The organism is Sphingomonas montanisoli, assembly GCF_008274695.1.
In the GTDB taxonomy this organism is placed as follows: Bacteria; Pseudomonadota; Alphaproteobacteria; order Sphingomonadales; family Sphingomonadaceae; genus Rhizorhabdus; species Rhizorhabdus montanisoli.
Window position 1 is genome coordinate 277,394 of the sequence record NZ_VTOU01000004.1, and the last position, 26,062, is coordinate 303,455.

A 26,062-nucleotide genomic window follows, 5' to 3' on the forward strand; every position below is an offset into this window, starting at 1 on the left:
GCGACACGAACGGAAGAGTTAAATCGGTCGGGGACCATCCCCTGCCAGAATATGCGTGCAGCCCAAAGCGGCCGCGTCGTCCGTATCCGAAAGTGCTGCGATCGTCGTCCAATCCTCGGCGCGCAGCGCGGCGCCGGCGGCGGGATCGGTGCCCAGCGGCAGGAACACCGTGTTGCGCGCGACGACGCCCAGGCCGTTGTCGACCAGCGGATCGATATAGAGCGAAAAGCCGATCGCCTTTTCCTCGGATCCGTCGGGGTTGAGGATCGTGTAGCTGCCGCCACGCCCGATCTCGCCCGAAAGCCCCGCGCCGAACAGCGAGAAGCCGATCCAGCTCTGATATTCGAAGCCGTGCCGCTCGGTCGGGTCGAGTGTCAGCGTGACGTCGTTTCCAATCGCCTCGCGGATCGCCTCGATCGCGGTGATGCGGTGGCCGAGCGCCTGGCCGGCCGGGATCGCACGGAGCGCCGCGAGTGCGGAATCGATCGGTCCGGCGGCCGCGACGAAGGGGAGGTAGGCCTCCGCGCTCAGCGCCTTCAATCCGCCCGCATCCTTGGCGTCGAGCCGCGCGCGCACGGCATCGACCTTGTCGGCTGCGATCGGCAGCACGTCGGTCGCCAGCGCCTCAACCAGATCGGGAAGCGTCAGATCGACGGTGATGCCGGTCACGCCCGCGACCGTCAGCGCCTCGATCGCGACGCGCAGGATCTCGATGACGGCGGCAAGGCTGTCGGTGCCGATCAGCTCGGCACCCGCCTGCGTAAGCTCGCGTTCAGGGCGGAGCTGGGTCGCACGCAATTTCAGCACCGGCCCACCATAAGCGAGACGGAGTGGGCGGGGGCGGTGGCCCATCCGGGTGGCGGCGATGCGGCCGACCTGTGCGGTGATGTCGGGGCGCAGCGCCAGCGTGCGTTGCGACACCGGATCGACGAAGCGCAGCAGATCCTGCGCGCGGGCCGATTTGAGCCGCCCGACCAGCCCTTCCTCGAACTCTGCCAGCGGCGGCGAGACGCGCGCATAACCATGCCGGCCGATCGCGACGATCACGCGATGCAACAGTCGCGACCCCGCCTCCGCCTGCGGCGGCAGGCGATCACGCAATCCTTCGGGCAATAGTCCAGGGGCGATGCTCATGGGGTGAGGCTCATAGCGGTGTGGGTGTCAGGTTCAAGCCGTCGCACCAGCGAAGGCTGGTGCCTATTTCTGTTCCGTCGCAAAGTGCCGCTTGTGAAGGGCGGCTACGTTTACATCATGACCAATCAAACGCAGGGCACGCTCTACATCGGGGTGACCGCGAACCTTGCTGCTCGGGTTCATGCGCACCGAACCGGAACGGGCTCCGATTTTTGTCGCGAGCATGGCCTGACCCGGCTGGTTTACGCCGAACCCTATGATCAAATCGAAGAGGCCATCGCGCGCGAAAAATCGCTCAAGGCATGGAAACGATCGTGGAAGCTCAACCTGATCGAAAAGGCCAATCCGGGCTGGACCGACCTGTTCGATCACATCCTTTAGCCCGTCGCCCCAGCGAAGGCTGGGACCCATCTCTCTCTTCTTGAACGGTGTCGCTTGAGGCGAGAGACATAGGCACCAGCCTCCGCTGGTGCGACGGAGCTATTTAGAAACGGAGAGCCTTCGCGGTCTTCACGCCCGGCAGGCCGTAGATCTTCGGCTTGAGCGCGACGTCGACCGGGCCGTCGACCGACAGCAGCACCACCGCCTCGCCACCGGCGGCGCGGCGGCCGAGGTGGAAGGTGCCGATGTTGATGCCCGCTTCGCCCAGCGTCGTGCCCAGGCGGCCGATGAAGCCCGGCGCGTCCTCGTTCACGATGTAGAGCATATTGCCGTCCAGATCGGCCTCGACCTTGATACCGAAGATCTCGACGAGGCGCGGCTGCGCGTTGGCGAACAGGGTGCCCGCGACCGACTTCTGGCCCGCCGCAGTCTTCACCGTCACGCGCACCAGCGTCGAATAGTCGCCTTCGCGGTCATGGCGCACTTCGCGCACGTCGAGCCCGCGCTCCTTGGCCAGATGCGGCGCGTTGACCATGTTCACCGTGTCCGAATAGACGCGCATCAGCCCCGCCAGCACCGCGCCGGTGATCGGCTTGATGTTCAGCTCGGCCGCGGCACCCTCGACCTCGATCGACACGGCCTGCACCGCATCGCCCTCAAGCTGGCCGACCAGCGCGCCGAGATGCTCGGCCAGCGCCATGTACGGCTTCAGCTTGGGGGCTTCCTCGGCCGACAGGCTCGGCATGTTGAGCGCGTTGGTGACGCCGCCCGACATCAGGAAATCGGCCATCTGCTCGGCGACCTGGATCGCGACATTGACCTGCGCCTCGTTGGTCGACGCGCCAAGGTGCGGGGTCGAGATGAAGCCCGGCGTGCCGAACAGTGGCGATTCCTTCGCCGGTTCCTCGACGAACACGTCGAGTGCCGCACCCGCGACATGGCCGCTGTCGAGTGCTTCCTTGAGCGCCGCTTCGTCGATCAGGCCGCCGCGCGCGCAGTTGATGATGCGCACGCCCTTCTTGGTCTTGGCCAGATTTTCCTTCGACAGGATGTTGCGGGTCGAATCGGTCAGCGGCGTGTGCAGCGTGATGAAGTCGGCACGCGCCAGCAGTTCCTCCAGCGTCGCCTTCTCGACGCCCATTTCGATCGCGCGCTCCGGGGTCAGGAACGGATCGAACGCGACGACCTTCATCTTGAGGCCCAGCGCACGATCCGCGACGATCGAACCGATATTGCCCGCGCCGATCAGGCCCAGCGTCTTGTTGGTGACCTCGACGCCCATGAAGCGGTTCTTTTCCCACTTGCCGGCCTGGGTCGACTTGTCGGCCTCCGGCAGATCGCGGGCGAGCGCGAACATCAGGGCGATCGCATGTTCGGCGGTGGTGATCGAATTGCCGAACGGCGTGTTCATCACGACGACACCGGCGGCGGAAGCGGCGGGGATGTCGACATTGTCGACGCCGATCCCTGCGCGGCCGACCACCTTCAGGTTGGTCGCGGCGGCAAGGACTTCCTTGGTCACCTTGGTCGAGCTGCGGATGGCCAGGCCGTCATACTGGCCGATCATCGCGATCAGCTCGTCCTTGGTCTTGCCAGTGATCTCGTCGACCTCGACCCCGCGATTGCGGAAGATCTGGGCGGCGAGGGGATCCATCTTGTCGGAAATCAGAACCTTGGGCATCGAAGTCTGTCCTTCATATTGCCGTCACCCCCGCGAAGGCGGGGGCCTATCCAAGGTCATCACATGTGACTGCACTGGATGGATGCCCGCCATCGCGGGCATGACGTGGAGTTCGTAGGGAAATCAGCCGCGCGTCTGCGCCCAGGCCCAGTCGAGCCAGGGGCCGAGCTTTTCGACATCGGCGGTGTCGACGGTTGCGCCGCACCAGATGCGCAGGCCCGGAGGCGCGTCGCGATAACCCGCAACGTCATAAGCCGCCTCTTCGAGCTCGAGCGCGCCCGCGATCTTCTTGACGAGTGCAAGCTGCGCTTCCTCGTCGAGACCCTTCACCGCATCATCGGCGAACTTCAGGCAGACCGAGGTGTTGGACCGCGAGGCCGGGTCGACCGCGAGATGCTCGATCCACGGCGTCGCCTGCACCCAGGCGTCGACCGCCGCCGCATTGGCGTCGGCCCGCGCGATCAGCGCCTTGAGGCCGCCGATCTGCTTGGCCCATTCGAGGCTGTAGATATAATCTTCCACCGCCAACAACGACGGCGTGTTGATCGTTTCACCCTTGAAGATGCCTTCGATCAGCTTGCCGCCCTTGGTCATGCGAAAGATTTTCGGCAGCGGCCATGCGGGGCTGTAGCTCTCAAGGCGTTCGACGGCGCGCGGGCCGAGGACCAGGATACCGTGCGCGCCTTCGCCGCCCAGTACCTTCTGCCAGGAGAAGGTGACAACATCGAGCTTGTCCCACGGCATGTCCATCGCGAAGCACGCCGAGGTGGCGTCCGCGATCGTCAGGCCCTCGCGATCGTCCTTGATCCAGTCGCCATTCGGCACGCGCACGCCCGACGTGGTGCCGTTCCAGGTGAAGACGATATCGGTCGACTGGTCGAGCGCGGCGAGATCGGGAAGCTCGCCATAGGGCGCCTTGACCACGTCCGCTTCGATCTTGAGCTGCTTGACGACGTCCGTCACCCAACCTTCGCCGAAGCTTTCCCACGCGACCATCGTCGCCTTGCGGGCGCCCAGCATGCTCCACAGCGCCATTTCGACCGCGCCGGTATCCGAACCGGGCACGATGCCGATGCGATGCGTTGCGGGAATGCCCAGGATTTCGCGGGTCAGGTCGATCGCATGGACGATCCGCGCCTTGCCGAGCTTCGAACGATGCGAGCGGCCGAGCGAACCGAGAGCGAGCTTTTCGGGATCCCAGCCGGGCGGCTTTGCGCAAGGGCCGGACGAGAAATGGGGGCGTACCGGCTTGACGGCCGGGCGTTCAAAATCAGTCATTTAAGACTCTCCTCACAGAGAGCACGCGCGGCGTTGGGACCGCGTGGCCCGTCGGCGCTTCTAGAGATGTGGGGGGTGGCGTCAACGGATTTGGCGGCAATCTTTCAAAAACTTGCCTTCTTCCTCGTCATTGCGAGGAGCCGCAGGCGACGAGAGCCGCACATGAACCTCGCACAACGAGGGGTTCAGGCCCGCTTCCGGTCGATTCGGATAGAATCGACGCTTCATCCGTTATCGCGCCGCAAAGGATTTCAGTGGCGTGCGTTCAAAACCAAAAGTGGAGAAGGAAGGATGACCATGAACAAGATTCTTATCGGTAGCGCGCTTGCGGCGCTCGTCGCGGCGGCGCCTGCTTCGGCGCAGCTTCTGGGCGGTGCCGGTGCCGGCGGCGCCACCGGTGCGGTCGGCGGAACCGTCGGCGGCGTGACCGGATCGACCGCGGGCACGGGCACGCTTGGCAGCTCGATCGACCAGTCGACGGCCACCGTCGGCGGCAGCGTTACCGGCAATGGCTCGACCAGCGTCAATCCGCGCAGCGGTTCGGTCGCCAGCAGCGGCTCGGCCGGAGTCGGCGGCGCGACTGCGGGCGTAACCGGCAATGGCAGCGTCGCCGCGCAGGCGGCCGGCACTGACGCGGTGCGTGACACCACGCAGAGTGCGGCCAGCACTGCCGGCAACGCGACGCAGAGCACGGTGAACACCGCGGCCGACACGACCCGCAGCACCGCGGCGACCGCGCGTCAGGCTGCGAGGGAAAGCCGCGACGCCGCGGGTCAGGCCGCCCGCGAATCGCGCGAGACCACCCGCCAGGCGGCGCGTGATGCGAAGGACACCACCAAAAGCGCGACCGACGCGGCCCCGGCCGTGAGCGGCTCGACCTCGACCACGACGACGACCGACGTCGAGACGACCCCGCCCCCGGGCAACTGATCCCTTCTAGGGATAGGAGAGGCGGCCCCCGGAGCGATCCGGGGGCCGTTTTTCATGTCGTCTCCCCAAAGAAACTCGTCATTGCGAGCATAGCGAAGCAATCCACCCCGCAGTTCGGAATGGATTGCCACGTCGTCGCAAGCGGCTCCTCGCAATGACGAGTTATGTGGGACGAGGCATTTGACCCGAGAGTCGGGCATCGCCACTATCGCCCCAATGTCCGTTCGTGCCTGCGTCCTCCTCCTCTGCCTGATCCTCGCCGCCTGCGTCGGCCCGTCGCGCAAGCCCGCGCGGTCGCGCTGGACGCCGCCGGTCGAGACGCCCGAGCGGTTCCGCGCCTGCGTCGCCGCGATGCGCGCCGAAGGATCGCAGGTCGATGCGTTGCCCGATCGCCGTTTCGACAATGGCTGTTCGGCGACCTCGTCGGTGAAGCTGGTCGCGATCGGCATCCCCGTCACCAATCTCGGCGCGGTTAAATGCGGGCTCGCGCTCCCCTTCGCGCGCTGGGTGCGCAACGACGTGCAGGGGCAGGCGGCACGCTGGCTGGGCGGCTATGTTACGAAGATCGAAAGCTTCGGCAGCTTCGCCTGTCGTCCGGTCAACAATCAGGCGGGCAACCGCCTGTCCGAACATGGCCGCGCCAACGCCATCGACATCGCCGCCTTCGTTTTGAAGGACGGGCGTCGCATCACCGTCAAGCAAGGGTGGAATGGTGGCGACGAACGGGTGCGCGGCTTCCTGCGCTCGCTCCACAAGGCGGCATGCGGCCGTTTTGCGGTCGTGCTGGGGCCAGACGCCAACGCGCTCCACGCCGACCATTTTCATTTCGACATGGGCAACGGCCCCTATTGCCGTTAAAAACGCCCGTTTTTCCTAGGACAGACATAGAATGACCGACCGCAAGATCCCCAAGCGCATCTTCCCGCGCGCCAAGGAGGACGCCGCCGTCGCGAAGACCGCGACCCCGACGCCGCAGACCGTCGCTGCCAGCTACAAGCTCGCCTTCCAGGACGAGGAATTCCTGCTGCGCGACGAGCTTCGCCCAGTGCGTTTCCAGCTGGAGTTAATGAAAGTCGAGATGGCGCTCGACGAGGCGAAGATCGGCTCGACCTTCGTGATGTACGGCTCCGCCCGCATTCCCGAGCGCGACAAGGCGGAGGCTCTGCTCGCCGCCGCGACGACGGACGGCCAGCGCCTGATCGCCGAACGCCTGCTCGCCAAGTCGAAATATTATGACGAAGCCCGCAAGCTCGCGCAGATTTCCAGCGAATATCCGACCGACCCCGATGGCACGCGCCAGCTCGTCGTCTGCTCGGGCGGCGGGCCATCGATCATGGAAGCGGCCAATCGCGGCGCGGCGGACGTCGGCAGGGAATCGATCGGCCTCAACATCGTGCTGCCGTTCGAACAGACGCCGAACCCCTATGTCACGCCGACGCTCAGCTTCCACTTCCACTATTTCGCGCTGCGCAAGATGCACTTCCTGATGCGCGCGCGCGCCGTCGCGGCCTTTCCCGGCGGATTCGGCACCTTCGACGAGCTGTTCGAACTGCTGACGCTGATCCAGACCGGCAAGATGGCGCAGCTGCCCATCTTCCTGTTCGGCCGCGAATTCTGGGAGCGCGTCGTGAATTTCGACGCGCTGGTCGAGGAGGGGGTGATCTCCGAACGCGACCTCAACCTGTTCCGCTTCGTCGAAACCGCCGAGGAGGCGTGGGAGAAGCTGGAGCAGTACTACAAGACCTACGAGCGGACGCACCTGCATCGGTGATGCCTAAATCCTCCCCGAAACGGGGAGGGGGACCGCGAAGCGGTGGAGGGGGCAAGAGGCTGGGCGGATCGCTCGTGACCCGCCCCCTCCGTCGCCTTCGGCGCCACCTCCCCGTGCCGGGGAGGATTTAATCAGAGCACATACTTACTCAGGTCGGTATTCCGCGCGACTTCGCTCAGCTGCGCGTTCACATAGGCCGCATCGACCGTCACGGTGGTGCCCTGACGGTCCTCGGCCTCGAACGACACGTCCTCCAGCAGCTTCTCCATCACGGTCGACAGCCGTCGCGCGCCGATATTCTCGATCTGGCCGTTCACTTCGGCGGCGATCTTGGCGATCGCCTTGATGCCGTCCTCGGTAAACGCGATTTCGACACCCTCGGTGCTGATCAGCGCGCGATATTGCTCGGTCAGGCTCGCGCGCGTGTCCGAAAGGATGCGCACGAAATCCTCTTCGGTGAGCGCCTTCAACTCGACGCGGATCGGCAGGCGGCCCTGAAGCTCGGGCAACAGGTCGCTGGGCTTGGCCACATGGAACGCGCCCGACGCGATGAACAGGATATGGTCGGTCTTCAGCGGCCCATATTTGGTCGCGACCGTCGTGCCTTCGATCAGCGGCAGCAGATCGCGCTGCACGCCTTCGCGGCTCACCGATCCGCCGCGCACGTCGCTCACCGCGATCTTGTCGATTTCGTCGAGGAAGACGATCCCGTTCTGCTCGGCATCCTGCAGCGCGATCCGGCTCACCTCATCCTGATCGAGCCGCTTGTCGGCCTCCTCGTCGACCAGCTTGGTCCACGCGGCGCGCACGGTCATCTTGCGGCGCTTGGTCTTGTTGCCGCCGAACGCCTTGCCCATCATGTCGCTCAGGTTGATCATGCCGACCTGGCCGTTCATGCCGGGCATCTCGAACGGCATGCCGCCCGAATCCTCGACCTCGATCTCGATTTCCTTGTCGTCGAGCTGATGCTCGTCGAAGCGCTGCTTGAAGGAGAGTCGGGTCGCCTCGCTCGCATCCTTGCCGACCAAGGCGTCGAGCAGGCGCGCCATCGCCGCCTCCTCGGCCTTGTCCTTCACGGCGGCGCGGCGGCGCTCCTTCTCAAGACGCACGGCTTCCTCGACCAGATCGCGCGCGATCTGCTCCACATCGCGGCCGACATAACCGACCTCGGTGAACTTGGTCGCCTCGACCTTCACGAAAGGCGCGTCGGCCAGCTTCGCCAGACGGCGGCTGATTTCGGTCTTGCCGCACCCGGTCGGCCCGATCATCAGGATGTTCTTGGGCGTCACCTCGTCGCGCAGATTTTCGGGCAGGCGCTGCCGACGCCAGCGGTTGCGCAGCGCCACCGCGACCGCGCGCTTGGCGTCGGCCTGTCCCACGATATGCGCGTCGAGCGCCGAGACGATGGCCTTGGGCGTGAGATTGTCGTTCATCGTGTATCCGGTTCCCAAAACCCGTTCGTGTCGAGCGAAGTCGAGACACATCTCGATCGCCAACGTGTCTCGACTACGCTCGACACGAACGGTGGTTGTTTAGTTCGAGCTATCCAAAGTCTCGATCGTCAGATTGTCGTTGGTGAAGACGCAAAGTTCGGCGGCGATTTTCATCGCCTTGCGGGCCAGCGTCTCGGCATCGGGCTCGTATTCGACCAGAGCGCGCGCAGCGGAGAGGGCGAAGTTGCCGCCCGATCCGATCGAGGCGACCCCGCCGATCGGCTCCAGCACGTCGCCGTTGCCGGTCAGGATCAACGTCACCTCCTTGTCGGCGACGATCATCATCGCCTCGAGGTTGCGCAGATATTTGTCGGTCCGCCAGTCCTTCGCCAGTTCGACCGCCGCGCGCAGCAGCTGGCCGTTATGCGACTCCAGCTTGCGTTCGAGCCGTTCGAACAGGGTGAAGGCATCGGCCGTCGCGCCGGCGAATCCGCCGATCACGCTGCCGTCGCCCAGCTTGCGCACCTTGCGCGCATTGGGCTTCATCACGGTGTTGCCCATCGAAACCTGTCCGTCGCCCACGACGACAACCTTGCCGCCCTTGCGCACCGACAGGATCGTGGTGCCATGCCATTTGGGAAGTTCGCTCATATCGGTCCTGAATGCTTTGCAGAGGCGATATGGGGAGGGCGTAACGATCGTTCAATCGCGCCCTGACCCATCGCCACTCTCCCCACGTCGTCATTGCAAGGAGCCGCGGGCGACGCGGCAATCCAGTCCCGCACTGGAGTTTTGACGCGAGCCTTTCTCGTGGGCCTGGATTGGTTCGCTACTCTCGCAATGACCAGCTGGCGGGGGGCTACTTCCCCGCGAACATGAATGCTGCCGCACCGATCAGGCAGCAGAACGCCCCCAGATGCCGCAGCCCGATCGGTTCTTTCAGCACCAGCAGCGCGAACACCGCGAAGACCAGCAGCGTGATGATCTCCTGCGTGATCTTGAGCTGACCTGCGCTCCATCCGTGCATGTAGCCGATCCGATTGGCGGGTACGGCAAAGCAATATTCGATCAGCGCGATCCCCCAACTCGCGACGATCACCACCCACAATCGCGCGTCGGTGAACTTGAGGTGTCCGTACCAGGCGATCGTCATGAAGATGTTGGAGCACACGAGGAGCAGGAGCGGGGTCATCGTCATCCACCGATCCTAGCGCGCGACGTGAACATGCGGCCACCGAAATGGTGCGAATGTATCTGTGAACGCATCGGCCCCGATGTTACAGTCCTATGACGCGGTCGAATCGGGCTGCGACACCCGTTTGTCTTGGGGGAGACAGGGTAGGTGGAGGATCGGAACGGTCTTATGATCGCCGATGAAGGCGCCTTTTGGGCGATGCGGCGCAAGGTCGCTCCGCCCGCATGGCTGATCGCCACGCCGACGCTGATCGCGCCGCCCACGCCGCTTGCCTTGAGCGCGCCTGTCCCTGCGCCGCCTCCCATAGTCGCTCCTGAGCCAATCGAAACGCGCTCCCTCGAAAGCGATTGGCTGCCTTCGCGCTCCTTTGGTGGATGCACCGGTTGGGCATGAAGTCGTTTCGGATCTGATAGTTACGCTTACGTAACCGATCCGATTTGGGATCGATTGTCCTATCGCGGCGTTGTCGATTCTGTGATGGGGCGTAGATATTCAATTTGGGTGATGGCGGCGCTCATGGCTGCACTGGGCATTGCGGGCACCGCCGATGCCCGGAAGGGCAGGCGCGTACCGGCGCATAGCGCGCGAGCGGACTCGAACCCGATGGTTCGCATACGCGGTGTCTCCGGTAACGCCGAACTGACCCCGCTCCAGTTCGCGCAATGGCTGCAGCTTCAACCGCCCGGTCTGCTCGAGGCGACGGGCATAGCGAGCCTGCATCGCGTGTCGATGCGCACCCAATTGCTCAACCGGACGTCGGACGAGTTCCGCGAAGCGGACACCGACGGCAATGGCCGCGTCTCGGCCCGGGAGATTGCCACCTTCCTGGCGTCACGCGCTGCGCGGATAAGTCACGCCTGACCGGCCGCGCCGGCGCATTGCCATGCCGACGAATGTGAAGCCCAGCAGCATCGTTAGCCATGTCGTCGGCTCGGGCGCTGCGGAAACCTGCCCGACGACGGAGGTGATGTCGCCCGTGCCCGTCGCGCCGTACAGCCCCAGTACGCCGGTATAATTCACCCGAAAGTCATCGAGCGCGATCGACTCCATCGCGTTGGCGAAGGTCAGCGCGAAGGTGCCCACGCCGGTCTGGCCCATCGTCACGGTGCTGTTGCCCAGCAGGCCGCAGGTACCGAACGTGCTCGGCGTGAAGCAAAGATCGCTGCCGATCAGACCTGACAGCGGGTTGATACTGTTGGTGGCGAACGCGCCGGTCGACATTGCCGTCCGCACCGATGCGCCCACCACGTCCAGCCCGAAGGACCGAATCTGCGAAGCGACCGTGGAATCGTTGGTCAGCGCATAGGTGAAGTTGAACGTCTTGCCCGCGTCGGTCGCGCCCGCGAAGGTGAAGCGCCCTGTCGCGCCCAGGTTCGGCTGGTTGATCAGCCCCAGCACCGCACCGCCGAAATCGACATTGAAAGTCGTGCCGACCTGCGACTGGCTCAACACCAGGGCCGCCTGCGCGGGCATAGGCGCCAGCGCGAGTCCGGCGGCAACCATCCACATGATACGCATTGCAACACACCCGAATGACTTCAGGTAGGGCAACGCGAAGCTGCTGGGATATTTCGTTATGATCCGCGTTCGGAGTCGATTCTATCCAACGTCTTTCCTCGTCACTGCGAGAAGCCGAAGGCGACGCGGCAATCCAGACCCGAAGCGATCGGCCTTTGCGAGCCGTCGGACGGGATTGCGCTCCACTCGCAAGGACGCGTGGGAGGTGCGTAGGATGGATCCGCTGGGGGTTCGGATCCCTAAGGCTGGTCGGGGCGACAGGATTCGAACCTGCGACCCCTTGACCCCCAGTCAAGTGCGCTACCAGGCTGCGCCACGCCCCGACCAAGGAGGCGCGCTCTAGAGAGGAGATTCCCTCTTGGCAAGCGCCCGGTTGCACCCGTCCCTGAGAACGTGATAGGCGGCGCGCCACTTCGGGGCCGCAGCGTTGCGGCCCTTCGCTTATATCCCGGGACGCAAAAAACATGTTCTCGTCACCCGCTTTTGCAGCCACGGGCGCAGCGCCTTCGGGCAGCGGCCTCGCCATGCTGATGCAGTTCGCACCGCTGATCTTCATCTTCGTGATCTTCTATTTCCTGCTGATCCGCCCGCAGCAGAAGCGTGCGGCCGATCATCGCAAGACGATCGAAGCCGTGAAGAAGGGCGATCTGGTCGTCACCGCCGGCGGTGTCCGCGGCAAGGTGATCAAGGTCGAGGACGAAGAGGTCGAGGTCGAGATCGCGCCGAACGTGCGCGTGAAGATCGTGCGCGCGACCCTGTCGGGCGTGACCCCGTCGGGTTCGTCCAAGCCTGCCAACGACTGATCGCACGATGCTCGATTTCCCGCGCTGGAAGGTTCTGAGCATCGTCATCGCGCTGGCGATCGGCGTGCTGTTGTCGATTCCCAGCCTGATCCCGGAATCAATCGCCGCCCGCCTCGGCCTGGGCGGTATGCCGCGCATCAACCTGGGGCTCGATCTTTCGGGCGGCAGCCATCTGATGCTCGAGGCCGACACCGTCGATCTCGCGAAGAACAACGTCGTCCGCATGGAGGAGCAGGTCCGCGCCGAAATGCGCCGTGGCGATACGAAGATCGCGATCGGCGACATTTCGACCACGGGCGGGCGGCTTTCGTTCTTCGTGCGTGATGGTGCGCAGGTCGATGCGGCGGTCGAACGGCTCCGCACGCTGACCCAGCCTGCGGGCATGACCGGACAGCGCGACTGGAACGTGGCAGTCGTCGATTCGACCCGGATCGTGCTGACCCCCACCGAAACCGGCCTCAAGGCCGCCACCAACAGCGCGATGGATGTCGCGACCGAAGTGGTGCGCAAGCGCATCGACGAACTCGGCACCAAGGAGCCGACGATCATCCGCCAGGGCGCGGATCGAATCATCGTCCAGGTGCCGGGCCTTCAGGATCCGTCCGCGCTCAAGGCGCTGCTCGGCAAGACCGCTAAGCTCGAATTCAAGCTGGTCGATCAGTCGGCGAGCGCCGAACAGGTTTCCTCGGGCCGTGCGCCCGTCGGCAGCGAGATCCTGCCCTATCCCGACAATCCCGGCGGCTTCCCCGCGATCGCGGTGAAGCGCCGCATCATCATCGCGGGCGATGAACTGATCGACGCCAAGCAGGGCTTCGACAGCCAGACCAACGAGCCGATCGTCAACATCACCTTCAACAGCGAAGGTGGCCGCAAGTTCGCGCGCGTGACGCAGGAAAATGCCGGCAAGCCGTTCGCGATGATCCTCGACGGCAAGGTTATTTCCGCGCCGAACATCAACGAGCCGATCCTGGGCGGGCAGGCGCGCATTTCGGGCCGTTTCACGGTCGAAAGCGCCAACGAACTCGCGATCGCGCTGCGTTCGGGCAAGCTGCCCGTCGCGCTGAAGGTGGTCGAGGAACGCACGGTAGGCCCCGAAATGGGCGCCGATTCGATCAAGGCGGGCACGATGGCCGCGGCGATCGCGGTCCTTGCCGTCGTCGTGTTCATGTGCGCCGCTTATGGCCGCTTCGGCGTCTATGCGAATTTCGCGGTGATCATAAACGTGTTCGTGATCGTCGGCGTGATGGCGCTGCTCAATGCGACGCTGACACTGCCCGGTATCGCTGGCTTCGTGCTGACGATCGGCGCGGCGGTCGACGCCAACGTGCTGATCAACGAACGCATGCGCGAGGAATATCGCCGCGGTCGCACCCCCATTCAGGCGGTCGAGCTCGGCTATAAGGAAGCAAGCCGCACGATCTTCGAAGCGAACGTGACCCACGCGATCGTGGGCCTGATCATGTTCGTGCTCGGTTCGGGCCAGATCAAGGGCTTTGCGATCGTGCTGCTGATCGGCATCGCGACGTCGGTGTTCACCGCCGTCGTCTTCACGCGGATGCTCGTCGCCCACTGGTTGCGCAAGGCGCGGCCGACCACGCTGAACGTGTAAGGGAGGCGATCAGATGCCTTTTCTCAAGCTCGTCCCCGACGACACCAATATCGGCTTCGTCCGGCTCCGCCATATCGCCTTCATCCTCACCGCGCTGCTGACGGTCGCGTCGATCGCGGCGGTGGGTCTGCGCGGCCTCAATCTGGGCGTCGATTTCGTCGGCGGCCTGATGCTGGAAGCGAAGTTCACCGCGCCGCCGCCGCTCGAGGCGGTTCGCACGAACGTCGACAGCCTCGGCGTGGGGCAGACCACGCTGCAGCAGTTCGGCGATCCCAAGAGCGTCTCGATCCGCCTGCCTTTGCCGGCATCGACCGATGAGGGCGCCACCAACAAGGTGGTCGCCAAGGTCTCCGAGTCGCTCAAGAGGGCGTATCCCGGCGTCACCTTCCCCCGCTACGACACTGTCTCGGGCAAGGTTTCGGACGAGCTGATCCGCAACGGCCTGCTCGCGGTCGTCCTGGCGGTCCTCGGCATGGCGGTGTTCAGCTGGTTTCGGTACGAATGGCAGTTCGGCGTGTCGACCGCGGTCGCGGTCGTCCACGACGTGCTGATGGCGCTCGGTTTCTTCGCGATCACGCGGATGGAGTTCGATCTCAACATCGTCGCCGCCATCCTCACGATCATCGGCTATTCGATCAACGACAAGATGGTGATCGACGATCGTATCCGCGAAAACATGCGCAAATATCGGCAGATGGACATGAAGGCGCTCATCGATCTGTCGGTGAACGAAACGCTGCCGCGCACGGTGATGACCTCGGTCACGATCATGCTCGCGCTGGGCGCGCTGTTGCTGTTCGGCGGCCATGTGCTGCGTGGCTTCACCTCCGCCATGATGCTCGGCATCATCGTCGGCACCTATTCGTCGGTCTATGTCTCGTCGTCGTTGCTGATCTCGCTGGGGCTGGAGCCGCAGAAGTTCGACAAGAAGGACGTTTCGAAGGCGGCCGGGGCCGAACGCATGGGGCCGCGCTCGTAAGGGCTGAACCGCGATGGTCAGCTTCGAACGCGAACAGCCCTCGACCGGGCCGATCATCCGCGGTTTTTCGGGGGCGGCGTTCCGGATCGAGGACCGCATCGTCCCCGGCGGGGTCATCCTGACGCCGACCAGCGCGGTGGACTGGAACCCGGCGGGGGTCGATTCGCTGAGCCTCGCCGATCTGGCCGGGGCGCTTGATGGCGATCCCACCCCCGAATTCCTGCTGCTCGGCACCGGCCCGACGTTGCGCCGCCCGCCGCCTGCCTTCATCGAGGCGGTCGGCGTCGGCGTCGAGATCATGGACAGTCGCGCCGCGGCCCGCATGTGGAACGTCCTGCGCGCCGAAGGGCGCTGGTTCGTCGCCGCATTGATGGGGCTCTGACGGGCGTCGCCCGGCTGCGATGGACCGCACCTCTCCGCTGCGCACCTATGCGATGCTCGTGCTCGTCACTTTGTTGTGGGCGGGCAATTCGATCGTCGCTCGGTTCATCCACGCCGATATCCCACCCTTCACCCTGGCCCTGTGTCGGTGGATGGGTGCCTGCCTGATCCTGCTGGCGTTCGGCCATCGCCGCGTCGTCGCGGACTGGCCTGCGGCACGACGTCACTGGCGGTCGATCCTTCTGCTCGGCACGATCGGCGTCGCATTGTTCAACGCCTTTCTCTATTCGGGCCTGCGCTACACCACCGCGACCAACGCGCTGCTGATCCAGGCGGCGATCCCTGCTTTGGTCCTGCTGTTTGATCTGATGCTGTTCCGCGTGCGCCCGCGCCTTGTCCAGATCGTCGGGGTGACGCTGGCGGCCGTCGGCGTCGTCCTGATCATCATCCGCGCCGATCCCGCGGCGCTGATGGCGCTCGGCTTCGGCCGGGGCGACGTACTGGTGCTGTGCGGCGTGGTCGCGTGGGCGCTCTACACCGCCTTGCTGCGCAAGAAGCCGCCGATCGACGCGGTCAGCTTCGTCACGCTCACCTTCGCGATCGGCGCGATCTGCATGCTGCCCTTCGCGATGTTCGAATGGCGCACGGAAATCGTGCGCTTTACCCCAGCGGTGATGGGCGGGGTCGTCTATGTCGCGATCTTCCCGTCGGTGATCGCCTATTTCCTGTTCAACCGCGCCGTCGCCGAGATCGGCCCCGCCGCCGCCGGTCAGGCGATCAGCCTGCAACCCCTGTTCGGAGCGGTGCTGGCGGCGATCCTGCTGGGCGAAGCCCTCCACGGCTTTCACTTCGTTGGCATGGTCCTGATCCTCGCGGGGATCGTCATCCCGCTGCTGGGTGCACGATCCACTCCTTAACTCGTCATTGCGAGGAGCCGCAGGCGACGCGGCAATCCACTCCGCAGTTCGGAATGGATTGCTTCGCTGCGCTCGCAATGACGAGGATTAGGGGAGGGCCACCAACCCCCGCAAATGCGCCTCCAGTACCTCGCCGTTGCGCTCCCATGTAAACCGCCGCGCCGCCTCAGCGACGTCGGTTTGCGCGGGCGGATCGGCGATCAGCGCCCGGATCGCCGCCGCCACCGCGCCGGTCTCGCGCGCCACGATCCGTCCGGCAGCAGGTCGATCGACCACCTCGTCCGCGCCGCCGATGTCGCCCACGACGATCGGCGTCCCGCACGCCAGCGCCTCGACCCACACGTTCGCCAGCCCCTCGGATGCGGAGGGCAGGGCCATCACGTCCGCCGCTGCCAATATGCCCGGCAGCGCCTCATGCGGCTTCGGCCCGATCAGGTGGACGCGATCCTGCAGCCCCAGTGCCGCGATTTCGCCGCGCAATTTCGCCTCGTCCGGCCCTTGCCCCACGACCCAGCAGGTCGCATCAGGCACCTGCGCCATCGCCGCGATCGTCAGGCTCTGGCTTTTACGCGGGATCAGATGGCCGATCGTCACCACGAACGGCCCCGACACGCCCAGCGCCGCCTTGGCCGCCGCGCGATCCATTGGCCGGAACGCGCGCTGATCGACCCCCGTGTGATGCACCCTTATCCGGTCCTCCGGCATCCCCAGCGCGATCATCTCGTCTCGCAGCGCACCCGACACCGCCAGCATGCCCGCCGCCGCACGTCCCGCCGCCAGTACCTGCCCGCCACAGCCGCGCCGTCGGCCCCAATAGGAAATGTCTGCGCCCCGCGCCTTGATCGACACCGGCACGCCGAAGCGCTGCCCCAGTGCCACCGCCGCCGGCCCGTCGGGATAGAAGAATTCGGCATCGATCACGTCGAACGCGAAGTCGCGCCGAATTTCCGTCAGCAGCGGCGCGATCGCCCGCCGCATCATCCACGGATTGATCGCCCCGCCGACGATCGGCAGCGCGGTGAATCGCGGGCGGTAAACCTCCAGCCCCTTCCAGTTTTCGCGGAGGGGCAGGGCGGCCAGTGCCTTGTGGCTCTCGCCCTGCAATGGTGCGGGTGGGAGGCCGATCGGCGCGACCACTTTCACCTCGACATTGTCGCGCGCGGCCAGCCCCACGGTCTGCCGTTCGACGAACACGCCGAAGGTTGGCCGGGTCGCATCGGGAAACAGCGTCGAAAGCGTCAATACTTTCAGCGTCCGATCCCCCATTGGCTCGCCTCAAACCCTTCGCTAAGACAACGCGCATGTTGCGCAAAGCCCACCGTCCGATCGCCCTTCTGATCGCTGCCGCCCTTATCGCTCCTTTGGCCGGCTGCGCCACGGGGAAGAACAAGGGTGACACCAAATATGTCGCCCGCGATGTCGACACGCTCTACAATGCGGCGAAGGAACGGCTAGACAAGCGCCAGTATAAGCTGGCGGCTGCCTTGTTCGACGAGGTCGAGCGTCAGCACCCCTATTCGCCCTGGGCCCGCCGTGCGCAGCTGATGAGCGCGTTCAGCTATTATCTCGCCCGCGAATATACCGATTCGATCAGCTCGGCGCAGCGCTTCATCTCGATCCATCCGGGCAATCGTGACGCGCCTTACGCGCTCTATCTGATCGCGATGGATTATTACGAACAGATCCAGGACGTCACCCGCGACCAGAAGCTGACCCAGCAGGCGCTCGATGCGATGCAGGAACTGATGCGCCGCTATCCCGATTCGCGTTACGCGGCGGATGCGCGCGTGAAGGTCGATCTGATCAACGATCACCTTGCGGGTAAGGAGATGGAGGTCGGCCGCTTCTACCAGCGCCGCGCCGACTGGCTCGCCGCCACCCTGCGCTTCCGCGTCGTGGTCGACAAGTATCAGACCACCAGCCACGCCCCCGAGGCGCTGATGCGCCTGACCGAAAGCTACCTCCAGCTCGGCGTCCCGCAGGAAGCGGAAAAGGCGGCGGCCGTGCTGGGCGCCAACTATCCGGGCTCGAAGTGGTACGAGCATGCCTATGAGCTGCTCCGCAAGAAGCGGGCGGCGTAAGGCCACCTTCTCTCCTCACTCGTCGGGGCCGCGACCCTACCTCCCCACCTCGTCATTGCGAGCGTAGCGAAGCAATCCATTCCGCAGTTCGGAGTGGATTGCCACGTCGCCTGCGGCTCCTCGCAATGACGAATCTCGCTTGACATTGTTCTCTTTTTGTTCTAGTTGGACAGCTCCCGTCCGGAGTGCGTCCATGATCGAGCCTGCCGTTTACATCATGGCCAATCACATCAAAGGAACGCTCTACACCGGCGTCACCTCCGATCTGCCCAAGCGCGCGTGGCAACATCGAGAAGGCGTCGTCGAAGGCTTCACCACCCGCCACGGTTGCAAGCGCCTTGTCTGGTTCGAACTCCACTCTACGATGGAATATGCCATCCTCCGCGAAAAGCAGCTGAAGGCCGGTTCGCGCGCGAAGAAGGTCGCGCTCATTCAGTCAGCCAACCCGGCCTGGGATGACCTCTTCTCGTCTCTCGTCTGAAGCGTCGCAACTCGATTGCTTCGCTACGCTCGCACTGACGGGCGGGGAGGGAAGGACGCTCGCTCGTCTCCCCACCTCGTCATTGCGAGAAGCCGCAGGCGACGAAGCAATCCACTCCGCCGCTTTTCTCCAGCAAATCCAGCCAAATCCCAAAGGCCACAAAAGCCACAACCATTGTGGCCTTCGCCTCCCCACCGAATACGAAGCCCCCTCGCACCCCGCCGCATCTCCCGTTAAGCAGGGCGCGATGCTGACCGCGCTGGCCATTCGTGATGTCGTCCTGATCGAGGCGCTCGATCTCGAATTCGGCCCCGGCCTCGGCACGCTGACGGGCGAGACCGGGGCAGGCAAGTCGATCCTGCTCGACGCGCTCGGCCTCGCATTGGGCGTGCGCGCCGATAGCGGGCTGGTGCGCAACGGCGCCGATCAGGCGGTCGTCACCGCCAGTTTCGATCTCCCCGCCGATCATCCCGCCCATGCTTTGCTCGCCGAGAACGGGCTGGATGGCGAACCGGGCGAACCGCTCGTCATCCGCCGCATCGTCAAGGCCGATGGCGGCAGCCGCGCCGCGATCAACGGACAGCCCGCGCCCGCCGCGACCCTGCGTGAACTCGGCGCGATGCTGATCGAGATTCACGGCCAGCATGACGATCGCGGCCTTCTCAACCCGCGGGGCCATCGCGCTCTGCTCGACGCCTTCGGCCGAATCGACGCGCGCACCGCCGCCGATGCCTTCCGCGCGTGGCGCGACGCGCAGACCGCACTGACTGCAGCCCGTGACGATCTGGATGCCGCCGCGCGCGATCGCGAGTGGCTTGATCATGCCGTGGCCGAACTCGACGCCTTCGCGCCCGAACCGGGAGAGGAAGCGACCCTCGCCGGCGAACGATCCGATATGCAGAAGGGCGCGAAGCTCGCCGAGGATCTGACCGCGGTCGGTGCGCATCTCGACGGCTCCGAAGGCGCCTTTGCCCAATTGCGGCAGGCCGCACGCCGGCTCGATCGGATCGGGGCCGAACATCCCTTGCTCGCCGATGCGCTCGCCGCGCTCGATCGCGCGATCATCGAGGCGGGGGAGGCGGAGGACAGGCTTGCCGCCGCCGGCAACGCGCTTTCTTTCGATCCCGCGCGGCTCGACACGGTCGAGGCGCGTTTATTCGATCTGCGCGCGCTCGCCCGCAAGCATCGTGTCGAACCCGATGGACTCGCCGCGCTGCGCGACGAATTGTCCGCGCGCTTGGGCCGTATCGAGGCGGGGGAGGGCGGGCTCGCCATGCTCGAAAAGCAGGCCGCTGCCGCCCGCGCCACCTATGCGGCGGCCGCCGAAGTGCTCACCGCTGCGCGCACAGCCGCCGCCGCCCGGCTCGACACAGCGGTCGCTGGCGAACTCGCCCCGCTCAAGCTCGATGCCGCTCGGTTCAAAACGGTGGTCGATGCGCAGGACGAAGGTGGGTGGACCGCAGCCGGGCGGGATCGTGTCGAGTTCGAAATCTCCACGAACCCCGGCGCGCCCTTCGCGCCGCTGATGAAGATCGCCAGCGGTGGCGAACTCTCGCGGTTCATCCTGGCGCTCAAGGTCGCGCTTGCTGAAGAAGGCGGGGCGGCGACGATGATCTTCGACGAGATCGATCGCGGCGTCGGTGGCGCGGTCGCCAGCGCGATCGGCGAGCGTCTGTCGCGACTGGCGAAGAAGGCGCAGCTGCTCGTCGTCACCCATAGCCCGCAGGTCGCGGCCCGCGGCGACAGCCACTGGCTGATCGCCAAGAGCCACGACGGCCTGGTTACGCGCACCGGTGTCCGCCCGCTCGATTCGGACGAGCGGCGCGAGGAGATCGCCCGCATGCTTTCGGGCGCTGAGATCACGCAAGAAGCGCGGGCTCAGGCGGCAAGACTGCTCGAAGTCATCTGAAGTCACGCGGCTCGATTGGTCGCTGAAATCTGTCGGTTCGTGTTGTTACGGCACCGGAATCGCAACTTACATCAAGGTCGTCGGTTTGATCGACAGTTCCGGCCATTTGGTCGGCGACGCAACGATATTCGAATCTTCGCGGGTCCGCCTGTGACCCGATCCGATGGAGAGACCTTATGACCAAGATCATGCTTCTGGGCGGTGCCGCCCTGCTGGCCCTGTCGGGCGCTGCCATCGCGCAGGAAGCCGCTCCCGCGGCCGCGGCTCCCGCCCCCATGGCGACGCCGGCCCCGGCCGAAACTCCGGATGCTGCCGCTGCGACTCCGGCGCCCATGACCGAAACCCCCGCCACCACGACGGCCGATGCGACCCCGGCCCCGCAGACGACGGCACCTGCGGCTGACGCGGCGGCGACCGCCAGCGCCGCTCCCGCGCCTGCCACCGCCCCGGCAACGGACGCTGCCGCGACGGCCAGTGCCGCGCCGGCTCCCGCGGCCGCTGCTCCGGCAGCCGATGCGACTGCCACCGCCGCGGCCGCTCCGGCGCCCGCCCCTGCTGCTCCCGCGACGGCCACGGCTGACGCCTCGGGCGCTACGCCGACGCCGGTCAACGCCGATGCCGCCGCCAAGGTTAACGCCGAATGGGCGAAATATGACGCCGGTAACAAGGGCAAGCTGACCGCGCTCGAATTCGGCAATTGGATCATGGCGTCGAAGGGCCAGGACCAGACCGCTGCGGTCGACAAGACCAAGACCAGCAAGAAGGCCGATCTCCCCGCGATCAAGGTTCTGAACGCGACCGCGGGCGACTTCGCCAAGGCTGATACTGACAAGGACAAGGCGATTTCGCCGAACGAGCTCGCTGCGTTTCTGTCGGCCTGATCTTCACCATCTCTCACGCGAGAGGAGAGGCGGTCCCATCCGGGGCCGCCTCTTTCGCGCTCAGATCAGTCCCTGCGCCCGCAGGCTCGTCTGGCCCGACGTGCCGACGATGATGTGATCGTGGACGGCGATGCCGAGCGGCTTGCCCGCCTGCGCGATCTCCTTGGTCAGCGCGATATCCTGCCGGCTCGGCTGCGGGTCGCCCGACGGGTGATTGTGGACAAGGATAAGCGCGGACGAGCTGAGTTCCAGCGCGCGTTTGATCACCTCGCGCACATGCACCGCAGCCTGATCGACCGATCCTTCAGAAATCAGCTCGTCGCGGATCAGCATGTTCTTCGAATTGAGGTGCAGCACGCGCACCCGCTCGATCGCGCGGTGCGCCATGTCGGCGTGGAGATAATCGGCCAGTGCCTGCCAGCTCGACAGCATAGGTCGGTCGGTGATCTTCGTGCGCAGTAGGCGCAGCGCGGAAGCTTCGGCGATCTTGAGCGCGGCAACGACGCCTTCGCTCAGATCGGCGCGGGCCAGCGATTCCGGATCGGCCGACAGGAGGCCGCCCAGCCCGCCGAACTCGGCGAGCAGCTTGCGCGCCATCGGCTTGGTATCGCGACGAGGGATGGCGAGGGCGAGCAGATATTCGACGAGTTCGTGGTCAAGCAGCGCCTCCGGCCCGCCTTCGATCAGCCGCTTGCGCAGCCGTGCACGGTGGCCGCTGGTGTCGGTGGCGGGATCGGGGGCGTCGCTCATCGTCGCGCAGCCTAGCGTATCGGTTCGGCTCCGCAACCGATCCGCCTGTCGCGACGTTGATGAAGCGTGCCGTTCCCTTCCCGAAAAGACACGCTAAGAGTTCCGTGATGGCACGCCCGTCCAAGTTTGTGATCGCCGGCGGGGCGAGCGGTGCCGTGATCGCGGCGGCGCTCGGCTGGTTGTGGATCGAGCGGATGCCGATCGCGCAAAGCTATATCGACGATGCACTGACCGCCGCGCACGTTCCCGCCAGCTACAAGCTCACACAGATCGGTTTCCGCACCCAGCGGATCGAGAATATCCGGATCGGCGATCCGAAGAACCCCGATCTCGTCGCCGACTGGGCCGAAATCGCGATCGGCATGGGGCTGACCGGCCCCTATGTCCGCGCGATCGATGCGGCGGGGGTGCGGCTGAAGGGGCGGATCGTCGACGGCAAGCTGTCGCTCGGCGCGATCGACAGGCTGCTGCCCAAAACCGCGAGCGACGAGCCCTTCGCGCTGCCCGATATCGCACTGGCCGCGCGTGACCTGCGGTTCGATCTCGATACGCCCGCTGGAGCCTTCGGCCTCAGGCTGACGGGCGGCGGCGGGCTCAAGGACGGATTCAAGGGCGTCGCGCAACTGGCGTCCGCCAAGCTTGCGGCGGGCGGCTGCGCGGTCGCGGGTACGAATGCGAAGCTCACCGTAGCGATCGCGAACGGCAAGCCGCGAATCGATGGGCCGCTGTCGGCTGCGGCGATTGATTGCGGTGCTTCGGGGCGGCTGACGGCGCCGCTGATCGACCTCGACATCACAGGCGATGCGGATCTCGCGCGCTGGCGCGGGGCGGCGGTGGTTCAGCGTGGCGCAGTTTCGGCGCGTGGGGCGCGGGTCGATCGGATCGGTGGCCGCATCACGATCGATGCGACGATGAAGGAGGTGCGCGGCGGCGGCACCTTGTTCGCCGATGGCGTGGCGGCGGCGGGCTTCGGTGCGGCGCGGGCGGGCTTCGAAGGCGATTATCGCTATGGCATCGCCAGTGGCCGCGCGGCGCTGGCGGGCGAAGTCGCGCTGACGAAGGCGAGCGTCGATGCGCACCGGATCGATCAGGTTCGTGCGATGCTCGCATCGACCGAGGCGACCCCGATCGGCCCGGTCGCGATGGCGTGGGGCAAGGCGGTCGCGGCGGCGACGCGCAGCGTGGATGCGCGCGCAAGCCTGTCGGTGAACAGCGATTCGCGCGGGATCGAGGCGCGGATCGACCGTCTCGATGCTGATGCGGCGAGCGGAGCGCGGATGCTCGTCCGCGCCGAGCGCGCGGAAGGGCTCGGATGGCGGTCGTCGGGATCGGTGGCGTCGATCAACGCCAGTATCGAACTGGGCGGTGGTGGCCTGCCCGACATGCGCGCGAGTTTGCGTCAGGCGGTACCGGGCGGGCCGGTCGGCGGATCGGCGACGATCGCGCCCTATCGCGTCGGCACCGCTCGCGCCGCCTTCGATCCGGTTAGCTTCGGCCCGGCGCGCGGCGGCGGCACCGCGATCTCGACGCGCGCGCATCTGGATGGGCCGCTGGCCGATGGAAGGATCGAGGGGCTCGATATTCCGATCAGCGTCGCGATCGATCGGCGGGGCGGCTTCACCGTCAATCGCGAATGCGCGACGCTCGCCTTCACATCGCTTGAGGCGGCGGGCACGCGAATAGGGCGATCACGCCTGCCGGTATGCCCCGTCGGCGGGGCGATGGTGGGGCAAACGGCGGGCGGACAGCTCTATGGCGGCGCGGCGATCGCGGCCCCTCGCCTGCGCGGTGCGATCGGCGATCAGCCGCTGGTGATGGAGGCGCGCCGCCTGTCGGTATCGGTCGACACGCCCGGCTTCGCGCTCGATGCGCTGCGTGTGCGGCTTGGGACGGGCGAATCTCCAACGCGGCTCGATGCGGAGACGATCGCGGGCCGCCTGGACAGCCGAGGCGTTGGCGGCACCTTTGCGGGGACTAGCGGGCAGATCGGCGTGGTGCCGCTGCTGCTGAGCGACGCGGCGGGTGACTGGACGCTGCGCGGCGGTATTCTCGACATCAAGGGTGGGCTCGCGATCGACGATGCGCAGACCGCATCACCGCGCTTTCACCGGCTGCGGATGCCCGACGCGACCCTTACCCTCAACGGCGGCTATATCACTGCGAACGGCACGCTCACCGAGCTGGCGACGCGGAAGTCGGTCGCGCGCGTCCAGATCCGCCATTCGCTGCAGAGCGGGCGCGGCGACGCCAATCTCGACGTCGACGGGCTGCGCTTCGGCAAGGGATTCCAGCCCGAACGGATAACGCCGCTGACGGTCGGTATCATCGCCAATGTCGAAGGCGAGATTGCGGGGCAGGGGCGGATCGTGTGGGCGGGCGGTAACGTCACCAGTTCGGGCGTGTTCAGGACCGAGAGCACCAATTTCGCGGCCGCCTTCGGCCCCGTCACCGGGCTCCGCGGCACGATCAATTTCACCGATCTGCTCGCCATGGTCACGGCCCCCGGGCAGGAGGTGCGCATCGCCGAGATCAATCCGGGCATCGCGGTGAACGACGGCGTCATCCACTACCATCTGGAGGCAGGCCAGGTTCTCGCGGTGGAGAGCGGGAAGTGGCCATTTGCGGGCGGCACGCTTACGCTGGAGCCGACGGTGATGGACTTCGGCCGGCCGGTCGAGCGGCGTATGCTGTTCCGGATTGACGGGCTCGACGCAGGCGTATTCCTCCAGCAACTTGAGTTCAAGAATCTCGATCTTACCGGCAAGTTCGACGGCGTCCTGCCGATCATCTTCAGCAACGAAGGCGGGCGGATCGAAGGCGGAGAGCTGCGCGTGCGCCCCGAAGGCGGGACATTGTCCTACGTCGGGGATGTCACGAATGCGGCGCTCGGGCCGATGGCGCGGATCGCCTTCGATGCACTAAAGTCCATGCGTTACAATCGGTTGGTGATCGACCTTAACGGATCTCTGGATGGCGAAGTGGTTAGCAAGGTCCGATTCGACGGAACGCAGAATCTCGACAGGAAGGCGGAAAAGCCCAAGGGGCTGATCGGTCGCTTCATCGCGCCGATCACGCGGCTGCCCTTCCGTTTCAACATCACGATCACCGCGCCCTTCCGCGGGCTGGTCAATTCGGCGCAGACCTTCGTCGATCCCGCTTCGGCGCTGCGCAACGTCGATATACGGCCGAATGCGCCGCCGCCGCCCAACCCTCTGCCGGATCCGCCTGCGGGTTCTGCTCCGGTTCCCATTCAGCCCCAGTAAAGCGAGCCCGTGCGATGAACGACTTCAGATTGACGGTGAACCGATGCGATGCGAGCTTCCGGCCATGAAGAGGGCGATCCTTTCGCTGGCTGCGCTTGCCCCGCTCGGCGGTTGCATCAACGTTACGGCGCCTGAAAAGCCGATCGAGATCAACCTCAACGTCAATGTGAAGCAGGAGGTGGTCGTCAAACTCCAGAAGGACGCAGACGACTTCATCGCCAACAACCCGGAGCTGTTTCCGCAATGAAGACGGTATCGAAGATTGTCGTGGGGCTGATGGCGATGGGAATTGCCATATCGCCCGTGCTCGCCGCCGAACCGGTGGTCGAAGCCGCGCTCTCCTCGGGTGCGATCGGCGAACAGTGGGATGGCTATCTCGGCTTCGTGAAGGCGCCGTCGCCCGACCTGAAGTCGGCGGTCGACGCGATCAACATCAAGCGGCGCGCGGGCTATACCAGCATCGCGGCACAGCGGAACGTGACGGTCGACCAGTTCGCCCAGACCACCGCCTGCTCGACGCTGCGTGGCGTGAAGCCGGGCCAGGCCTATAAGCTGCAGGACGGCGGATGGCGTACCCGCGCCGGGGAAAATATCGCACCCGATTATTGCGGTTGAGGATTTTTCTTTCCTCGTCATTGCGAGCGTAGCGAAGCAATCCATTCCGAAGTTCGGAGTGGATTGCCGCGT

The 26,062-nt window shown here is 65.6% G+C and carries 26 protein-coding genes and 1 tRNA gene; 17 read left to right on the forward strand and 10 right to left on the reverse strand.

Annotated elements, in window-relative coordinates; genetic code table 11:
* Positions 1-18: 18 nt before the first annotated feature.
* Entirely contained in the window at positions 19-1,134 is a 1,116-nt protein-coding gene (locus FYJ91_RS17840; protein ID WP_149523662.1) for an ATP phosphoribosyltransferase regulatory subunit, read from the reverse strand.
* A gap of 117 nt (positions 1,135-1,251) precedes the next feature.
* Here FYJ91_RS17840 and FYJ91_RS17845 point away from each other — a divergent pair, with 117 nt between their 5' ends.
* Entirely contained in the window at positions 1,252-1,515 is a 264-nt protein-coding gene (locus FYJ91_RS17845) for a GIY-YIG nuclease family protein (protein WP_149523663.1), read from the forward strand.
* Positions 1,516-1,618: 103 nt separating this feature from the next.
* On the opposite strand, the gene serA is transcribed toward FYJ91_RS17845, so the two are convergent.
* Together serA and FYJ91_RS17855 are read right to left on the reverse strand one after the other, a co-directional pair.
* The gene (serA, locus tag FYJ91_RS17850; protein ID WP_149523664.1) at positions 1,619-3,196 is read right to left on the reverse strand and encodes a phosphoglycerate dehydrogenase; all 1,578 of its coding nucleotides are present in this window, start codon (positions 3,194-3,196) and stop codon (positions 1,619-1,621) included.
* Positions 3,197-3,319: 123 nt separating this feature from the next.
* Complete coding sequence (locus FYJ91_RS17855; RefSeq protein ID WP_149523665.1) at positions 3,320-4,474, reverse strand: phosphoserine transaminase; 1,155 nt, start codon at positions 4,472-4,474, stop codon at positions 3,320-3,322.
* A gap of 297 nt (positions 4,475-4,771) precedes the next feature.
* Between FYJ91_RS17855 and FYJ91_RS17865 the strand changes: the two genes are divergently transcribed.
* The 3 genes from FYJ91_RS17865 to FYJ91_RS17875 all read left to right on the forward strand — a co-directional run bounded on the left by FYJ91_RS17865 (position 4,772) and on the right by FYJ91_RS17875 (position 7,175).
* Positions 4,772-5,404 (forward strand): hypothetical protein, encoded by a 633-nt coding sequence (locus FYJ91_RS17865; protein ID WP_181008568.1) that lies wholly within the window; start codon positions 4,772-4,774, stop codon positions 5,402-5,404.
* Positions 5,405-5,620: 216 nt separating this feature from the next.
* On the forward strand, positions 5,621-6,262 hold the full coding sequence (locus FYJ91_RS17870; protein WP_149523668.1) for an extensin family protein: 642 nt from the start codon (positions 5,621-5,623) through the stop codon (positions 6,260-6,262).
* A gap of 31 nt (positions 6,263-6,293) precedes the next feature.
* Positions 6,294-7,175, forward strand: a complete 882-nt coding sequence (locus tag FYJ91_RS17875; protein ID WP_149523669.1) for an LOG family protein — start codon at positions 6,294-6,296, stop codon at positions 7,173-7,175.
* A gap of 131 nt (positions 7,176-7,306) precedes the next feature.
* On the opposite strand, the gene hslU is transcribed toward FYJ91_RS17875, so the two are convergent.
* The 3 genes from hslU to FYJ91_RS17890 form a co-directional block, all read right to left on the reverse strand.
* Complete coding sequence (gene hslU / locus FYJ91_RS17880; RefSeq protein WP_149523670.1) at positions 7,307-8,608, reverse strand: ATP-dependent protease ATPase subunit HslU; 1,302 nt, start codon at positions 8,606-8,608, stop codon at positions 7,307-7,309.
* Positions 8,609-8,707: 99 nt separating this feature from the next.
* Positions 8,708-9,259 carry an ATP-dependent protease subunit HslV gene (gene hslV / locus FYJ91_RS17885; RefSeq protein ID WP_149523671.1) on the reverse strand — a complete coding sequence of 184 codons (552 nt, stop codon included), beginning with the start codon at positions 9,257-9,259 and terminating at the stop codon, positions 8,708-8,710.
* A 208-nt stretch (positions 9,260-9,467) separates the two neighbouring features.
* Positions 9,468-9,800: a DMT family protein gene (locus FYJ91_RS17890; RefSeq protein ID WP_149523777.1), complete on the reverse strand. Its 333-nt coding sequence runs from the start codon at positions 9,798-9,800 to the stop codon at positions 9,468-9,470.
* Positions 9,801-10,319: 519 nt separating this feature from the next.
* Here FYJ91_RS17890 and FYJ91_RS17895 point away from each other — a divergent pair.
* Complete coding sequence (locus FYJ91_RS17895; protein ID WP_149523672.1) at positions 10,320-10,664, forward strand: EF-hand domain-containing protein; 345 nt, start codon at positions 10,320-10,322, stop codon at positions 10,662-10,664.
* Here FYJ91_RS17895 and FYJ91_RS17900 read toward each other — a convergent pair.
* Entirely contained in the window at positions 10,635-11,321 is a 687-nt protein-coding gene (locus FYJ91_RS17900; RefSeq protein WP_149523673.1) for a cistern family PEP-CTERM protein, read from the reverse strand. The genes FYJ91_RS17895 and FYJ91_RS17900 overlap by 30 nt on opposite strands.
* A gap of 246 nt (positions 11,322-11,567) precedes the next feature.
* Positions 11,568-11,644 (reverse strand) — tRNA-Pro (locus FYJ91_RS17905).
* Between the two features lie 141 nt (positions 11,645-11,785).
* Between FYJ91_RS17905 and yajC the strand changes: the two genes are divergently transcribed.
* The 5 genes from yajC to FYJ91_RS17930 are packed head-to-tail and all read left to right on the forward strand — an operon-like array spanning position 11,786 to position 16,010.
* Complete coding sequence (yajC, locus tag FYJ91_RS17910; RefSeq protein ID WP_149523674.1) at positions 11,786-12,124, forward strand: preprotein translocase subunit YajC; 339 nt, start codon at positions 11,786-11,788, stop codon at positions 12,122-12,124.
* Between the two features lie 7 nt (positions 12,125-12,131).
* On the forward strand, positions 12,132-13,733 hold the full coding sequence (gene secD, locus FYJ91_RS17915; RefSeq protein ID WP_149523675.1) for a protein translocase subunit SecD: 1,602 nt from the start codon (positions 12,132-12,134) through the stop codon (positions 13,731-13,733).
* A 13-nt stretch (positions 13,734-13,746) separates the two neighbouring features.
* Positions 13,747-14,712, forward strand: coding sequence for a protein translocase subunit SecF (gene secF / locus FYJ91_RS17920; RefSeq protein ID WP_149523676.1), 966 nt, complete (start codon positions 13,747-13,749; stop codon positions 14,710-14,712).
* A 13-nt stretch (positions 14,713-14,725) separates the two neighbouring features.
* Complete coding sequence (locus FYJ91_RS17925) at positions 14,726-15,094, forward strand: Mth938-like domain-containing protein (RefSeq protein WP_149523677.1); 369 nt, start codon at positions 14,726-14,728, stop codon at positions 15,092-15,094.
* Between the two features lie 19 nt (positions 15,095-15,113).
* The gene (locus FYJ91_RS17930) at positions 15,114-16,010 is read left to right on the forward strand and encodes a DMT family transporter (RefSeq protein ID WP_149523678.1); all 897 of its coding nucleotides are present in this window, start codon (positions 15,114-15,116) and stop codon (positions 16,008-16,010) included.
* An 87-nt stretch (positions 16,011-16,097) separates the two neighbouring features.
* Here FYJ91_RS17930 and FYJ91_RS17935 read toward each other — a convergent pair whose 3' ends face one another.
* Complete coding sequence (locus FYJ91_RS17935) at positions 16,098-17,276, reverse strand: glycosyltransferase (protein ID WP_149523679.1); 1,179 nt, start codon at positions 17,274-17,276, stop codon at positions 16,098-16,100.
* 35 nt (positions 17,277-17,311) lie between these two features.
* On the opposite strand from FYJ91_RS17935, the gene FYJ91_RS17940 reads away from it, so the two are divergent.
* The 4 genes from FYJ91_RS17940 to FYJ91_RS17955 all read left to right on the forward strand — a co-directional run bounded on the left by FYJ91_RS17940 (position 17,312) and on the right by FYJ91_RS17955 (position 21,362).
* Entirely contained in the window at positions 17,312-18,091 is a 780-nt protein-coding gene (locus tag FYJ91_RS17940; RefSeq protein WP_149523680.1) for an outer membrane protein assembly factor BamD, read from the forward strand.
* A gap of 193 nt (positions 18,092-18,284) precedes the next feature.
* Positions 18,285-18,572 (forward strand): GIY-YIG nuclease family protein, encoded by a 288-nt coding sequence (locus FYJ91_RS17945; protein ID WP_181008569.1) that lies wholly within the window; start codon positions 18,285-18,287, stop codon positions 18,570-18,572.
* A 247-nt stretch (positions 18,573-18,819) separates the two neighbouring features.
* The gene (gene recN, locus FYJ91_RS17950; RefSeq protein WP_149523681.1) at positions 18,820-20,481 is read left to right on the forward strand and encodes a DNA repair protein RecN; all 1,662 of its coding nucleotides are present in this window, start codon (positions 18,820-18,822) and stop codon (positions 20,479-20,481) included.
* A gap of 176 nt (positions 20,482-20,657) precedes the next feature.
* Positions 20,658-21,362, forward strand: coding sequence for a hypothetical protein (locus FYJ91_RS17955; RefSeq protein ID WP_149523682.1), 705 nt, complete (start codon positions 20,658-20,660; stop codon positions 21,360-21,362).
* Between the two features lie 60 nt (positions 21,363-21,422).
* On the opposite strand, the gene radC is transcribed toward FYJ91_RS17955, so the two are convergent.
* Positions 21,423-22,112 carry a RadC family protein gene (radC, locus tag FYJ91_RS17960; RefSeq protein WP_149523683.1) on the reverse strand — a complete coding sequence of 230 codons (690 nt, stop codon included), beginning with the start codon at positions 22,110-22,112 and terminating at the stop codon, positions 21,423-21,425.
* Between the two features lie 107 nt (positions 22,113-22,219).
* Between radC and FYJ91_RS17965 the strand changes: the two genes are divergently transcribed.
* The 3 genes from FYJ91_RS17965 (at position 22,220) to FYJ91_RS17975 (ending at position 25,990) form a co-directional block, all read left to right on the forward strand.
* Positions 22,220-25,375, forward strand: coding sequence for an intermembrane phospholipid transport YdbH family protein (locus tag FYJ91_RS17965; RefSeq protein WP_181008570.1), 3,156 nt, complete (start codon positions 22,220-22,222; stop codon positions 25,373-25,375).
* A 64-nt stretch (positions 25,376-25,439) separates the two neighbouring features.
* The gene (locus FYJ91_RS17970) at positions 25,440-25,622 is read left to right on the forward strand and encodes a YnbE family lipoprotein (RefSeq protein WP_149523685.1); all 183 of its coding nucleotides are present in this window, start codon (positions 25,440-25,442) and stop codon (positions 25,620-25,622) included.
* Positions 25,619-25,990: a YdbL family probable chaperone protein gene (locus FYJ91_RS17975; protein WP_149523686.1), complete on the forward strand. Its 372-nt coding sequence runs from the start codon at positions 25,619-25,621 to the stop codon at positions 25,988-25,990. The genes FYJ91_RS17970 and FYJ91_RS17975 overlap by 4 nt, the downstream gene beginning before the upstream one ends.
* Positions 25,991-26,062: the final 72 nt, after the last annotated feature.

Excerpts from the sequence above, each read along its gene's own strand:
- FYJ91_RS17970 (WP_149523685.1), top strand. The coding sequence starts at position 25,440 with ATGAAGAGGGCGATCCTTTCGCTGGCTGCGCTTGCCCCGCTCGGCGGT.
- FYJ91_RS17840 (WP_149523662.1), bottom strand. The coding sequence starts at position 1,134 with ATGAGCATCGCCCCTGGACTATTGCCCGAAGGATTGCGTGATCGCCTG.
- FYJ91_RS17965 (WP_181008570.1), top strand. The coding sequence starts at position 22,220 with ATGGCACGCCCGTCCAAGTTTGTGATCGCCGGCGGGGCGAGCGGTGCC.
- FYJ91_RS17895 (WP_149523672.1), top strand. The coding sequence starts at position 10,320 with ATGGCTGCACTGGGCATTGCGGGCACCGCCGATGCCCGGAAGGGCAGG.
- secD (WP_149523675.1), top strand. The coding sequence starts at position 12,132 with ATGCTCGATTTCCCGCGCTGGAAGGTTCTGAGCATCGTCATCGCGCTG.
- hslV (WP_149523671.1), bottom strand. The coding sequence starts at position 9,259 with ATGAGCGAACTTCCCAAATGGCATGGCACCACGATCCTGTCGGTGCGC.
- FYJ91_RS17955 (WP_149523682.1), top strand. The coding sequence starts at position 20,658 with ATGACCAAGATCATGCTTCTGGGCGGTGCCGCCCTGCTGGCCCTGTCG.
- FYJ91_RS17940 (WP_149523680.1), top strand. The coding sequence starts at position 17,312 with ATGTTGCGCAAAGCCCACCGTCCGATCGCCCTTCTGATCGCTGCCGCC.
- FYJ91_RS17945 (WP_181008569.1), top strand. The coding sequence starts at position 18,285 with ATGATCGAGCCTGCCGTTTACATCATGGCCAATCACATCAAAGGAACG.
- FYJ91_RS17865 (WP_181008568.1), top strand. The coding sequence starts at position 4,772 with ATGAACAAGATTCTTATCGGTAGCGCGCTTGCGGCGCTCGTCGCGGCG.
- FYJ91_RS17975 (WP_149523686.1), top strand. The coding sequence starts at position 25,619 with ATGAAGACGGTATCGAAGATTGTCGTGGGGCTGATGGCGATGGGAATT.
- FYJ91_RS17935 (WP_149523679.1), bottom strand. The coding sequence starts at position 17,276 with ATGGGGGATCGGACGCTGAAAGTATTGACGCTTTCGACGCTGTTTCCC.
- FYJ91_RS17925 (WP_149523677.1), top strand. The coding sequence starts at position 14,726 with ATGGTCAGCTTCGAACGCGAACAGCCCTCGACCGGGCCGATCATCCGC.
- FYJ91_RS17900 (WP_149523673.1), bottom strand. The coding sequence starts at position 11,321 with ATGCGTATCATGTGGATGGTTGCCGCCGGACTCGCGCTGGCGCCTATG.
- radC (WP_149523683.1), bottom strand. The coding sequence starts at position 22,112 with ATGAGCGACGCCCCCGATCCCGCCACCGACACCAGCGGCCACCGTGCA.
- yajC (WP_149523674.1), top strand. The coding sequence starts at position 11,786 with ATGTTCTCGTCACCCGCTTTTGCAGCCACGGGCGCAGCGCCTTCGGGC.
- secF (WP_149523676.1), top strand. The coding sequence starts at position 13,747 with ATGCCTTTTCTCAAGCTCGTCCCCGACGACACCAATATCGGCTTCGTC.
- hslU (WP_149523670.1), bottom strand. The coding sequence starts at position 8,608 with ATGAACGACAATCTCACGCCCAAGGCCATCGTCTCGGCGCTCGACGCG.
- recN (WP_149523681.1), top strand. The coding sequence starts at position 18,820 with ATGCTGACCGCGCTGGCCATTCGTGATGTCGTCCTGATCGAGGCGCTC.
- FYJ91_RS17855 (WP_149523665.1), bottom strand. The coding sequence starts at position 4,474 with ATGACTGATTTTGAACGCCCGGCCGTCAAGCCGGTACGCCCCCATTTC.
- FYJ91_RS17870 (WP_149523668.1), top strand. The coding sequence starts at position 5,621 with ATGTCCGTTCGTGCCTGCGTCCTCCTCCTCTGCCTGATCCTCGCCGCC.
- FYJ91_RS17845 (WP_149523663.1), top strand. The coding sequence starts at position 1,252 with ATGACCAATCAAACGCAGGGCACGCTCTACATCGGGGTGACCGCGAAC.
- FYJ91_RS17875 (WP_149523669.1), top strand. The coding sequence starts at position 6,294 with ATGACCGACCGCAAGATCCCCAAGCGCATCTTCCCGCGCGCCAAGGAG.
- FYJ91_RS17930 (WP_149523678.1), top strand. The coding sequence starts at position 15,114 with ATGGACCGCACCTCTCCGCTGCGCACCTATGCGATGCTCGTGCTCGTC.
- serA (WP_149523664.1), bottom strand. The coding sequence starts at position 3,196 with ATGCCCAAGGTTCTGATTTCCGACAAGATGGATCCCCTCGCCGCCCAG.
- FYJ91_RS17890 (WP_149523777.1), bottom strand. The coding sequence starts at position 9,800 with ATGACCCCGCTCCTGCTCCTCGTGTGCTCCAACATCTTCATGACGATC.